Origin of the sequence: Chryseobacterium vrystaatense (assembly GCF_000737765.1) — a bacterium.
Lineage (GTDB): Bacteria > Bacteroidota > Bacteroidia > Flavobacteriales > Weeksellaceae > Chryseobacterium > Chryseobacterium vrystaatense.
Genome location: NZ_JPRI01000012.1, coordinates 44264 through 56996, shown reverse-complemented (window position 1 = coordinate 56996; position 12733 = coordinate 44264). Strand labels below are relative to the sequence as shown.

The 12733-nt window shown below is 36.3% G+C and carries 14 protein-coding genes; 8 read left to right on the top strand and 6 right to left on the bottom strand.

Annotated elements, in window-relative coordinates; all coding sequences use genetic code 11:
- The first annotated feature begins 6 nt into the window (after positions 1-6).
- The 3 genes from IW16_RS22605 (at position 7) to IW16_RS22595 (ending at position 2521) form a co-directional block, all read left to right on the top strand.
- Positions 7-1548 carry a toxin-antitoxin system YwqK family antitoxin gene (locus IW16_RS22605; RefSeq protein ID WP_051890636.1) on the top strand — a complete coding sequence of 514 codons (1542 nt, stop codon included), beginning with the start codon at positions 7-9 and terminating at the stop codon, positions 1546-1548.
- Between the two features lie 284 nt (positions 1549-1832).
- Positions 1833-2018: a hypothetical protein gene (locus IW16_RS22600; RefSeq protein ID WP_051890633.1), complete on the top strand. Its 186-nt coding sequence runs from the start codon at positions 1833-1835 to the stop codon at positions 2016-2018.
- 38 nt (positions 2019-2056) lie between these two features.
- Positions 2057-2521 (top strand): hypothetical protein, encoded by a 465-nt coding sequence (locus tag IW16_RS22595; RefSeq protein ID WP_034750127.1) that lies wholly within the window; start codon positions 2057-2059, stop codon positions 2519-2521.
- 98 nt (positions 2522-2619) lie between these two features.
- Here IW16_RS22595 and IW16_RS22590 read toward each other — a convergent pair whose 3' ends face one another.
- From IW16_RS22590 to IW16_RS22570, 5 genes are all read right to left on the bottom strand, one after another.
- Positions 2620-3300 carry a hypothetical protein gene (locus IW16_RS22590; RefSeq protein ID WP_034750124.1) on the bottom strand — a complete coding sequence of 227 codons (681 nt, stop codon included), beginning with the start codon at positions 3298-3300 and terminating at the stop codon, positions 2620-2622.
- 60 nt (positions 3301-3360) lie between these two features.
- Positions 3361-3807 (bottom strand): GNAT family N-acetyltransferase, encoded by a 447-nt coding sequence (locus IW16_RS22585; RefSeq protein WP_034750111.1) that lies wholly within the window; start codon positions 3805-3807, stop codon positions 3361-3363.
- 263 nt (positions 3808-4070) lie between these two features.
- Positions 4071-4541: a hypothetical protein gene (locus tag IW16_RS22580; protein WP_034750109.1), complete on the bottom strand. Its 471-nt coding sequence runs from the start codon at positions 4539-4541 to the stop codon at positions 4071-4073.
- A 209-nt stretch (positions 4542-4750) separates the two neighbouring features.
- Positions 4751-5002, bottom strand: coding sequence for a helix-turn-helix domain-containing protein (locus IW16_RS22575; protein WP_034750106.1), 252 nt, complete (start codon positions 5000-5002; stop codon positions 4751-4753).
- Between the two features lie 353 nt (positions 5003-5355).
- Positions 5356-5682 (bottom strand): hypothetical protein, encoded by a 327-nt coding sequence (locus tag IW16_RS22570; protein WP_034750104.1) that lies wholly within the window; start codon positions 5680-5682, stop codon positions 5356-5358.
- Positions 5683-6281: 599 nt separating this feature from the next.
- On the opposite strand from IW16_RS22570, the gene IW16_RS22565 reads away from it, so the two are divergent.
- Positions 6282-6809, top strand: coding sequence for a hypothetical protein (locus IW16_RS22565; RefSeq protein ID WP_034750101.1), 528 nt, complete (start codon positions 6282-6284; stop codon positions 6807-6809).
- A gap of 1458 nt (positions 6810-8267) precedes the next feature.
- On the opposite strand, the gene IW16_RS22560 is transcribed toward IW16_RS22565, so the two are convergent.
- The gene (locus tag IW16_RS22560) at positions 8268-9245 is read right to left on the bottom strand and encodes an alpha/beta fold hydrolase (protein WP_084694605.1); all 978 of its coding nucleotides are present in this window, start codon (positions 9243-9245) and stop codon (positions 8268-8270) included.
- A 94-nt stretch (positions 9246-9339) separates the two neighbouring features.
- Here IW16_RS22560 and IW16_RS22555 point away from each other — a divergent pair, with 94 nt between their 5' ends.
- The 4 genes from IW16_RS22555 (at position 9340) to IW16_RS22540 (ending at position 12719) form a co-directional block, all read left to right on the top strand.
- Complete coding sequence (locus IW16_RS22555) at positions 9340-10203, top strand: LysR family transcriptional regulator (protein ID WP_034750098.1); 864 nt, start codon at positions 9340-9342, stop codon at positions 10201-10203.
- A gap of 41 nt (positions 10204-10244) precedes the next feature.
- A complete protein-coding gene (locus tag IW16_RS22550) occupies positions 10245-11144 on the top strand; it encodes a helix-turn-helix domain-containing protein (RefSeq protein WP_034750095.1) in 900 nt (299 codons plus the stop codon).
- A gap of 81 nt (positions 11145-11225) precedes the next feature.
- Positions 11226-12062 (top strand): SDR family NAD(P)-dependent oxidoreductase, encoded by an 837-nt coding sequence (locus IW16_RS22545; RefSeq protein WP_034750092.1) that lies wholly within the window; start codon positions 11226-11228, stop codon positions 12060-12062.
- Positions 12063-12161: 99 nt separating this feature from the next.
- Positions 12162-12719: a Crp/Fnr family transcriptional regulator gene (locus IW16_RS22540; protein ID WP_034751254.1), complete on the top strand. Its 558-nt coding sequence runs from the start codon at positions 12162-12164 to the stop codon at positions 12717-12719.
- Positions 12720-12733 lie beyond the last annotated feature (14 nt).

The window sequence follows — 12733 nt, the reverse complement described above, 5'->3', positions numbered from 1 at the left end:
AAAAACATGAAAAAAATATTTACAGCAGCCGTTCTTGCCCTGATCATAAACATTCACGCAGGGGCACAGGAAAAAATTTATTTTGACGAAAACTGGGAGAAAACCACTCAGAGCAAAATGGAGTTTTATCGTGAAACAGAGAATAAGGGAAAACTTATTTTAATCAGAGACTTTTATAAAAACGGAACCCCTCAAATGGAAGGTCTGGTTTCAGATGCCACACCCGGAAGTGAAGTGTATGAAGGAAAAATTACCTGGTACAATGCAGACGGTAAAGTCATGAGCATAGGGACATATTCAGCAGGTAAGCAAGTTGGTCCGGCTAAGACTTTTGATGAGCAGGGAAGGCCTTTGGAAGATCTGATGTATAAAGCGGACGGTACTTTTACAGGAAAAATATACACCTATAAAAATCTGGAAGAAATGTCCAATTTTAACATTGTGACCACGTATGATTCTCCCGAAAGTTTTCAATCGGTAGGTTATGATGAAGACATTAAAGGAATACGCTTTGAGCTCATCAGTGACGGCAAAGAGAAGTATGAAACCAGATTTTATGGTGACAAAGGGAAATATATCGGTAAAAACAGATCCGGGGATTCTGGAGAGAAGGTAACGGTAGATTATTATCATGATCCGATGAAAGTTTCCAAAATCGAAAAAGAAAATAAAGACGGCAAGGTAACAGAAAGTATCATCTACTCCAAAAAAGGGGAAATTCTGCAGGAAGAAAAGAAAAACAAAAAAGGAGGGTATCAAAAAACGTATGATGAAGCCGGGAAGCAGATAGGAAGTCTTACCTACATCTACGATAAAGAAATTGATTCTCACAATCCGCAAGACGGAGAAGAGTATATGTTTAATTATGATTTTTCCGGATACACGGCTGTTAATGTTTATAAAAACGGGTCTGCAGTTCTGAAAAAATATTTTGATGAGGATGGGAAATTATCTTCCGAGGAAGTATTGAAAGATGATATAACCCAGGAGATCAGATATTACAATCCAGACGGAACTCCGAAAGGGAATATAACGTATAAAGATGATATGCCTTATAATGGAACGCTCTATGAGGGACTTATCGAACAGCATTATAAAGACGGCCTTTTAGTCTACTCGAAATCTCTAAGACTGGAAGGGAATTTAAAAGCGGAAACGAAGATCAATGCAAATAGAACCGGATACAATTCTACGGTTTATGATGAAAAAGGAGCTGTTGAATACACCTACAGCCATCCGGTAGAACAGGGTAGTGGTTTTACGGCGCAGATTGTACAGTATGCCAAAGGGAAAGCTGGCAATAAAGCGGTTGTAAAAGAGGGCGTTCTTCAAAGCGGAAAAATTAAATACAAATCTGAATACGGTTTCAAAGAACTGGAACGCAACGGCAAATGGGTTCTGATCAAAATTTTCAGCCCCGAAGGAAAATTGCTTCAGGAATCTAAAGTCCTTGCAGAAACGGAAGAGAATGATCTGTACAGTCCATTAAACACATCGATCAATGAGGCTGATCTTCAGTACGAATTTTATGAATCTATAGAAGGTTAATGCATCATTAACCATCAACAACTCTGTACTTTTTGAAACCATACCTGAACCCATATCACCATGATCAACAGTAAATTTTTCAGCTCTGTCTCTTTTAATGCTCTGAGGATGGTAAGCAGCCAAAACGAAAAAAAGAACAGCCAAAAAACGAAATAACCGGAACTCCAACCACTCATAAAAAAGCCACCCAACCGCAGGAAAGTACTTCACCAAAATCAAATCCAAATACAAAGGACATTATTGTTTTATCACAAAAACACAGTCCAAATTCAATTTCCTGCGATTTGGATGGAGACCATTTACCGGACACTGTCAACATTGTTCAAAACACCGAAAATGAAAAACTGGGTTTGGAAATTATTTTCGGAAATAAAAAAGTGAAACATTTAGGCATGGGGAAAGAGGTTTTGGGCCGGGGATTTGATGATTTGGAATGGTGGGGATTTTTCAGCCGAAAACCGAAAACATGAAACCATAACGGAGAAACTTGTAAAACCCAAATAAGAAGATGAAGATCAATTATTCAATTCTGTTCTATTTTTTATGCATTCCTTTAGGATATGATTTTTACTTATCTGCGGGTGATAGAAACTTGTCCGCTGCACGGACGGTATGTTTCATTATCGCTTTATTAATGACCATTTATGGAGGATTTCTTAATGCGAAACACCAAATGAAATACCGGTCTGTTCTTTGGATGTTTTTCGTCAATCTGGTGTTAGTATTGGGGTATATCGTTTCAAATGGAGGTACTGGAGATAGTTCTTTATTCAGTGGCGGTGATGGGGCAGTAGGGTTTTTCCTGATGCATTACTGGCTTAATATGCATTGGGCTTATTTAGGTTTTATAAATTTTCCCTTGTTTAGCGGTGATTTTGGCTTCCTGTGTATTGGAACGTGCAGTTCTTTTCTGTTTCCTTCAATTGGTTTTCTGATGGGGAGGCTTCGGTACAAAAATCAAATTACCATATGAAGTGAAAAACATTCTTTATTCATCTATTGATGATCACCGATGTAAATAAGCTTTGGAGTTGAGCCGTTTGTTAGGACACTATTCTTATGACTTTACTTTTAATAATATTCAAATTCTCTTTCTGTTTTCAGGTGTACAGTTCCATGCTCATCCACTAATTCTTCATAAAGAAAATTGCCTTGTGAGTCAGGATTTAAATTTTTACAGATCAACCTGTTCTTTTTGTGATGGGTAAGATCTTCAACTGTCATTTCACTTTTTGCGCCCTTGCTATAGGTATATAGAATAATACTATGAATGGGAGTTCCGTTAAAGTTTCCGGTTTCTTCTGTTTTTATAAGGCGGTTATTTTTGTCGAGATACAGTAACTTGTTGAGTGACATCGGAGGTGCATCAGAATTTGAAACTCTTCTATACAGCGAATCGGAAACTTTCTCAAAATAGCCTGTAGCCCCTACCTTTTTATTTTCAGCATTAATGGATTTGAAATGACGTTTGGCTTTATTCGTTACATCATAAGTAAGAATATCACTGATCAGTCTTTTATCCGGAAATTCGCTTTTAACGATATTGTAGGATTCAATTTTGGTGAGAAAACCATCTTTGTCAAAATAAGAAATACTTTTATCAATATCCTGGTTGGCAAAAGTGACGGTCTCTGTAATTTTTTTAGGATGTCCGGAATAGCTGGAAAATTTCAGGTCATTAATGATAGATTTTTCCTGACAGCTTACAAGGGTATAGAGCAAAATAAGCAGATAGCTGAGTTTTATTTTCATAGATATATTTTATTGTGTTGAAATAAAATCTCCAAAGTAAGAAGGTCGAATACATTACCATTAAATAACATCCATCATCATCGTGTATTTATCAATTCCTTTACTAAATCCATCCGGCACAATCTCTACCGTTCTGAAACCATTCTTTTTATAAAATTCAGCGGTATGCTGTGAGGTTTCAATTTTGTAGGGTATGGCAGGGTAGGTTTTTTTTAACAAATCGATTCTGTATTGGGTAAATGCTTTTCCAATTCCTTTTCCATGATAATCGGCGTGAACCATTCCCCAGGATAATCCTCCAACATTACTTTTGGTATCTAAAAAAAAACCACCGCATCCTATTATCTGAGCATCCATTTTAATCACAAAGTAGTTCTCTTCGGTATCATCATCCAGAAAGCTTTCAAAGAACGGTAATTCTTCGGCAGCAAAAAATTTAGGCATATTACTCTTGAAGATTTTGATGCAGTCTTCTCTGAAAATTTTTGTGTAATTGATGATTTTCATAAATAGGTGTTGAGTAGTACCAAGATACAGCAAATTTTGTAATTACGGTTTTGCTATATGAGGGAGATATTGGAAATAAGTTTTTTCCGATAATGTTTATGGCTGGATTGAAATTGAATCTCAAAAGCTGGGATGCTTTTGATTGCCGATATTCTTGATGATTTTAAATCATTAAGTTAGAGTGCCGGGATCCTTTAAACTGAGGGGCATGAAATGTTTAAGAAAAAAGCATCTTCTATAAGTACCGGAAAAGCTTTAAAAAATTATCGGATAAGCGACCAGATTAAAACACCAATTCCGGCATATGCTGTAACTGTAATAATATCAGCAATAGGTTGTGAAAAACGTTTTTCCGCAATTTTCTCAGCATTGATCTGATTTTTATGGAACTTCAGAATTTTTTTAGGATTGCTGATCGGGTGGGCAACCAGACTGTCGCTTTCCCACTTATCAACGATTATTTTATAAGACTTGCCGTCTACGTTAATTTTAAATTTTTTATTAGGTGCAAGGGTCTCCTGAACATTGATAGGAACAGGCGCTTGTGGTGCGTTCAGGATTTGTGATTCAGCTTTTGTATTTTGCAAGGCCATAGAAGCAGTATTAACAGGAGCTGTATTCTTTTTGGATTCTTGTTTACTGTCGGTCGCTGCCACCACTTGTTTTTTTACCTGGTACGTATAGCAGCTGCTAAAGGAAAATAATATAATGATGAGATAAAGATTCTTTCGCATTGGTCAAATTTAAGAATTAAACGGAATATTTAATATTTTGTTTTGAAAAATCCTGTTAAAAAAATATCCGTTGTGCAAAGTATTATGAATTTGAAGAAATAAATAAAACAATCCTTTTTAAAACATGCTCCAAAGTAATAAACTTCTTAGAGCGGGTGTAATCTTTGATAAAAGTGGTTTATAAGCCACAACGTTTTTAGGATTTTTATCTACTCTTCATTCTTATATCTATTGATGTCAAAATCAAAATTAAAAAGCTCTTTAGGATGGATTTGTAAGGCTACAGCAAATTTTATCATAGTTTTTAAAGTTAAATTCCTTTTACCTTTTTCATACTTACTCACTTCTGCTGAATCAATACCTGTTAGAAATTCCAAATCTTGTTGAGTTTGATTATTTTCCATTCTAATTTCGGAGATACGCTTTCCTATCAAAATCTGCAGGTCTTTGCTAAAATCCATTAATACTATGTTTTCAAGCAAATTGCATTTATAAAAAATAAATCTTATTGGGATATATGCCAGTATTGTTATTTTTTATTACATTTGTAAAATAAGCTACAATAAATGTAGCTTTGCGATACTTCAACGAATATTAGAAGCTATTGCTTAGAATCTTGTCATAGAAAACTGGTAATTTTTAGGAAACAAGAGGATAGGTAAACAGCTGATGATCTAGGCGTGAACTCTCTTATCTGTGTGCAGGGTATATAAGTACCTCTATGAGGGATATTGTAAAGTCTCATGCAGTTTTGTCTCCATAAAATATTCAGCAAAAAAGGAGTAGCTATTTTAGGTTGATTTTGATGACCTATTTATAGAAGAGAATGTAATCTGCTTAATTTTTTCTTTGACTTTATTGAATCGTTAATTTCTTCATCAGTAATTTTTTTTACAAATTGAAAATAAAAATCTATTTCAATTTTAAAGTAATCACATATTAGGTAGATATTTTCAATAGTTGTATTTGGAAGAGATTCTTCTCTGCCAGCATTCCAAACTATATTATATTTTTCTAAAATATCATTATTTAGATATTCTTGTGTCATCGGTTTTCCACTGACAATAATATTTTCTCTCAGTTTCTTATTAACGGCACCTACAGCTACTTTATATCTAAAAATCTTTTTATGATATTCCATTACTGTAAAATAATTTATAAAAAACTACATTTTCAACGACGTATATGTCGTTATTTTGTTATATTTGTTTTTTAATGTTACAATTAGATTGTAGCTTTGCGATACTTCAACGAATATTAGAAGCTATTGCTTAGAATCTTGCTTTTGAAAACTGGTAATTTAATTGAGACAAGAGGATAAGTATTAAGCTCACGACCTAGGCGTGAGCTCTCCTTATCTGTCTCACGGTATACCAGTACCTCAAAAGCAGATATTGTAGAGTCTCATGCCGTTTTATTTTTATGCATTTCTGCTTTTCTACAATGACCTTTTCTAAGCTTGCCCACAACATAAAGTATCATGACATGTTACAATGGGGTGTACAATCCATTGCGGCCTTCGGGCTTTCAGAAAAACACAAAGTTTATCATAATTTATTTTTTGTCTTGTATGGGCGTGAAGTTCGGCATTGGCAGGACTTCCGCCCTTTTTACAATTAAAGTGTTTTAAATAATAGATTGTATGAATGTCATAGTGTTTGAAGAATTGGAAACCTGTAAAAGTGTAAACAGGTTTACAACGATCCGATCCTTATAAAATTACTTTATAAAATACAACTCATGAAAAAGACCAGAACAGATTTTCAGTCCCGGTTTGGGGCAGATAATAAGAAGCAATCCGGGGTAAAGCTGATGGAAGCATTTTTTCAGATCAATAATCTGGCAGCTTCTAAAGAGAAATTAAACAGCATTATGAATTATGCGGTAAAAAGGAATAGCTGGATAAAAGAAAATCCTTCCGACATCTACCTTTTTCGTCAGTCTATGCAGTCGTTTGTTCGTGCGGGTTATCTCATCACATTGAAGAAAAAGAACAGGACCATCAATGCTTCGTTGGAGAGTGATTCTCTGTTGCTTCTCGGTTTGCTTTCGGAGAAGGAATTCCAAAACCCTCTTTTAGTCTTTAAAAAAGCATTCCGGGAATACAGTATAGAAGAGTTCGACTATTTTATGTCCGGGATTATCTATTTCTCATTGGGCGTCTACGATTATGTACCGGAAAGGAATATCGTGAGTCCGTACATCCATCTGACCAAAATGCTGGATGCAGCGCATCTTATTCTTGAAAGGAGAGAGAAACAAAAATGAATAATGAAAAGTGAAGAGTGAAAAATGAATAGAAATTTCATAGACGCAAGGATTAATATTAGGTTCATAGTTTAGGAAGCAAAGAGAGAATCAATCCTTGATTAATTTGATGAAGCATGCGTTTTATCCATTCAGCTTCATTAGCGACAGCGTCGCCTTCTTTGCTTTCCTTAAAACTAACCGCTCTCGAAGTAAAAGCTTTGCGTTTAAAAATAAGTGCTTTGATATCCGTAATACAAGAGTTTCATAGACGCAAAGTTTTATTTAAGCAATACATAGTTTAGGAAGCAAAGAGAGCATCAATCTTTGATTGATTTGATAAAGCATGCGTTTTAACCATTCAGCTTCATCAGCGACAGCGTCGCCTACTTTGCTTTCCTTAAAACTAACCGCTCTCGAAATAAAAGCTTTGCGTTTAAAAATAAGTGCTTTGATATCCGTAATACAAGAGTTTCATAGACGCAAAGTTTTATTTAAGCAATTGCATAGTTTAGGAAGCAAAGAATGAATCAATCCGTGATTGATTCGATTAAGCGCACGTTTATGCATCCGCTTCATCCGCGACAGAGTCGCCTTCTTTGCTTTCCTTAAAACTGGAACATTCTGGAAGTAAAAACTTTGCGTTTAATAATAAATGCTTTGGTATCTGTAATAGAAGAATTTCATAGACGCAAAGGTTTATGTAAGCCATGCATAGTTTAGGAAGCAAAGAATGAATCAATCCGTGATTGATTCGATTAAGCGCACGTTTTATGCATCCGCTTCATCCGCGACAGAGTCGCCTTCTTTGCTTTCCTTAAAACTGGAACATTCTGGAAGTAAAAACTTTGCGTTTAATAATAAATGCTTTGGTATCTGTAATAAAGAGTTTCATAGACGCAAAGTTTTATTTAAGCAATACATAGTTTAGGAAGCAAAGAGAGCATCAATCTTTGATTGATTCGATGAAGCGCACGTTTATGCATCCGCTTCATCCGCGACAGAGTCGCCTTCTTTGCTTTCCTTAAAACTGGAACATTCTGGAAGTAAAAACTTTGCGTTTAATAATAAATGCTTTGGTATCTGTAATATAAGAATTTCATAGACGCAAAGGTTTATTTAAGCAATACATAGTTTAGGAAGCAAAGAGAGCATCAATCTTTGATTGATTTGATGAAGCATGCGTTTTATTCAGTCGCTTAATCAGCGACAGAGTCGCCTACTTTGCTTTCCTTAAAACTAAATGTTCCCGAGATAAAAGCTTTGCGTTTTAAAAAAATATCTGCTCATTACCTTTTCCCACATCTTCTAAAACTGAATTAATATTAAAAGCTAGAGTCCATTCAAAAACTAAATAAAATCTCCAAAGTCAGGAGACCTTGGAGAATGGGAAATTTCTTTTATTCCAGTACTACGGGACAGCTTTGATTTTTGGCGAGAATTGTTTTTAAATTATATTTTTCTTCTCTTTTGTGGGGGCTATTTGTGCAGAGTCTTCATAAATTCAAGTATTTCAGTGCCAATCTCCAGGGCATTGGTTTCCAGTGCAAAATGACCGGTGTCATAAAATTTTAGTCTGGCATCCGGTAGATCTTTTTTATAAGCTTCAGCACCTTCAGGCAGGAAGTAAGGATCTTTATTTCCCCAGACTAATAATAATTTGGGCTGGTATTTTCTGAAATATTCATGGAACTTAGGATATAAGGCCACATTGGTTCTGTAATCTTTTACCAGATCCAGCTGGATCTCTATGTTGCCCGGTCTGTCTAGGAATTTCTGGTCCAGCGTATAAGCTTCCGGTGCTATTAAAGAAGGATCAGCTACCCCATGATGATATTGAAAGTAGGTGGCTTCTTTCGAAACAAAGTCTTTCAGTGCGGTGCGGTTGGCCTCCGACGGATCACTCCAGTATTTCTGTATCGGATTCCACTCTTTACTTAATCCTTCTTTATATGCATTTCCGTTTTGGGAAATGATACCAGTTATTTTTTCTGGATGGTTCATAGCCAGACGAAGTCCCACGGGTGCACCATAGTCAAAGATGTATACGGCAAAGCGTTTCATTCCCAGCTTGTCTGTAAACGACTCTATCATCCTGGCAAGATTGTCAAAGGTGTAATCGAATTGCTTATGATCCGGAGCATCCGAATAACCGAATCCCGGCAGATCAGGTGCGATGACATGATATTCCCTGCTCAATACAGGAATTAAGTTTCTGAACATATGAGATGAGGTAGGATAGCCGTGCAGCAACAGAATAGTAGGAGCATCAGCGGGGCCTGCTTCTCTGTAAAACAGGTTTACATCATTTACTTTGATGTTGCGGTAATGAATGGATTGGTTTTCCATAATGTGATTGTTTAAATTTAATTTTTGATTAGATTGTGCCATTGCGATATTGCTTGTGAATAAGGCTATTGACAGGGCTGTCATAAATGGTCTGAATATTATTTTCATTGATTTCTTTTGAGATTTCAAAATTAATACAGATATTTGATTATTAAAAACGATTAATTTTAATAGCTGTAATCATATTTAGTGATTAATTAAAATGAATACAAACGATTTGAAGATATTTGAAGCCGTAGCAGAGAGTGGAAGTTTTACAAAAGCTGCCACGATGATGTATACGGTTCAGTCGAATGTGACCGCAAGAATAAAAAGTCTTGAAGAAGAATTTGATACTAAACTTTTCTCCCGGACCTCCCGCAAGGTGGAGCTCACTCCTGAAGGTCTGATCCTGATGCAGTATTGCAAACAGATCCAGCATTTGATGGAGGAGGCCAAACACAATATCCGAAGCAGTGACAGGATCAGAGGCTGTCTGAAAATAGGATGCATAGAAACCACTATGGCATTAAAAGCTCCCGAGATCTACCGTGTTTTTGAGGAAAAATACCCCGATGTCGAACTTGAATTTAAATCAGATACAAGAGACTCCCTTATACTGGATGTTCTGAATTACAGGCTTGATGCAGCATTTGTTTCTGCCCCGATTAATATCAACGGGTTGGAAAAGATCAGTATCAAAGAAGAACAGCTTGTGATGGTAGCCTCTTCGAAGGGACCGCAGCTGTCAACATTACTTACCAAGGAACCTTTGAAAATTGTAGTATTTGACAAAGGCTGTATTTTTAGAGAGAGGCTGGAATCCTGGCTGAGTCATAAAGGAATTCTTAATTATAAAAGTACGGTAGTCAATTCCATCGAAGGAATCGTTAATTTCGTAGAAGCAGGATTGGGAATCAGTATACTTCCGGAAGAAATTGTCTCTGCCTGTTATTCAGGAAGAGAAATCAAAAGCTATGGTTTGAGCAAACAGTTGGGAACAATGAATACCCTTCTTGTTTTTAGAAAAGACGGACCGGGGTCGAGAGCTTTGCAGTGTTTTATGGATATGTATTCGCAAATATGATATAAGGTAAAGCCTTATTTAAACAGAAAAAACTAAGGGTTATGGCAAAAACTACCGAAACACTTGAACAGTTTTACAGAAATAAATATGGTATTCTGTCCGGAGATCTTCCAAAAAATGACGGACAGTTTAATGTCTTTAGAATTGAAGACAGAATAAATTCCGGAACCTCATCACCAACGTTTATTCGGAGAGATTTTCATAAGATTATGTTGTTTCAGGGTGATAATATATTTCATTATGGTGACCGGAGTATTCCCATAACCGGAAATACCCTGCTTTTCTTTAATCCTCATGTACCATACACTTATGAAGATTTGGCACCTGATACTAAAGGGTGCTTTTGTGTTTTTAAAGATGAATTTTTTAAAGGAAATGTTCGTTTAAACCTATTTGAGCTGCCCGTGTTTACAGCAGGTACTTATCCTGTTTACAGTTTAAAAGAGGAGCAGGCTTTAGAGATAAAGGCAATATTTGAAAAGATCATCAAAGAGATTGATTCAGACTTTTTGTACAAATACGAACTTATTAAAAATTACGTCAGCGAATTGATTTACTTCGGTATGAAATTGCAGCCCGTCAGTATTTCTTCTGATCATACCCATGCAGCAGCAAGAATTACTTCAGTATTTTTGGAGTTGCTGGAACGTCAGTTTCCTATTGAATCTACCGCCCAGCGGTTTGAATTACGTTCGCCAAAAACTTTTGCAGAACGGTTATCCATCCATGTCAATTATCTTAATCGTGCCATAAAAAAACAGACGGGAAAAACAACTACTGAACATATCTTTGAACGGCTTGTTTCTGAAGCCAAAATTCTTTTAAAGTACACAGACTGGAGTATTTCTGAAATCAGTTATGTCCTGGGATTTGAAGATCAGGCTCATTTTAATCATTTTATTAAAAAGCATACCCAAAGGAGCCCTACCAGTTTAAGATAGGTTTGAATTTGATAAATATCGGTTTGTTTGTGACAAAATTTCATTGCAGGGATGGGGTAATTTTGCATAAAAATAAAGCATATGAGTCATACAAAAACCTGGTATATTACAGGTGCATCGAAAGGAATGGGACTTTCATTAGTCAGAAAACTACTGGAAAAAGGTCACAGAGTAGCGGCTACTTCAAGAATGATTGCTGCCTTCGAAGAGCTGAATGCTGATAGAGATCATTTTTTGCCCTTAGAAGTTGATTTAACAAATGAGCGGTCCATTGCTCAATCTGTGGAAAGGGCCATAGAGAAGTTTGGCAGTTTGGATGTTGTTGTAAATAATGCAGGTTATGGATTGGGAGGGGCTCTGGAAGAGCTCAGCGCTGAAGAAATTGAAGAAAACTTTCAGATCAATTTCTTTGCTGTTGTAAAGGTTATTCAGCACGTTTTACCTTATTTAAGAAACCAGCATTCAGGGCATATTATTAATATTTCATCGATTGCCGGTTTTGCGCCCGGATTAGGCTGGAGTTTGTATTCAGCTGCAAAATTTGCAGTAACAGGTTTGTCAGAGGCATTAGCCAACGATTTGAAGCCTTTGGGAATCAATGTAACGGCAGTTTTGCCAGGATGGTTTCGTACCAGTTTTGCTAAACCGGACTCCATTGCTTTCAGCCAAAATCAGATCGGTGATTATCAGTTTCTGCGTACGGCACATCAAAAGATGGATGAAATAGATGGCAGGCAATTAGGAGATCCGGACAAAATCGCGGATGTTTTTATTACGTTAACAGAGGCAGTGGATCCCCCGGCATTATTGTTTTTAGGGTCCGATGCGGCCCAAAGAGCAGAAAACAAAATCATTCATTTATCAGAACAGCTGAGACAGTGGAAAAACCTTTCTTCGTCAACGGATTTTAAAGAATAGAAAAAGGTAGGCTTAGAAATGTCTTGAAATATCAATTCCGGCAGCGACTTTTTACCAAATGGTAAATGCTTCGTAATGATAAATACTACCTTTGTAATGATGGAAGAGTTTATAGAATACATATTGCAGTCTGGTCATTTGAACAAACAGCAGATTGATCTTATTACAGGCAAAGCAGAAGAGATTGAGCTAGGCAAAGATGAATATTTTGCAGAAGCAGGAAAAGTATTGAGGCAGGTGGGTTTTGTTTTGGATGGTATTCTCCGTATTTGTTATTACAACAACAAAGGGGAGGAGATTACCAAAATATTTATTGAGGAAAAACATCTGCTTTTCAATCTGAAGAACGTGCCTTCCACAGAATATATACAGGCTGCAACCCATTGCAAACTTCTTGTGTTTTCTAATCAGGACTGGAAAGAAATTTCAGATACAATTGTTGGTTGGGAAAGCATCATTCAAAAAATTACGAATAAATCACTTGCTCAGAAACTGGAAAGGGTAAGCCCGCTGGTATCACAGGATGCTACCACCCGCTATCTGGAATTTATGGAAAAATACCCTACACTCGTCAACCGTATTCCTTTGTCGTACATCGCTTCTTATTTGGGGATTACACAACAGTCATTAAGCAGAATAAGAAAAAACATCCGCTAAGTTGCTTTTTACCA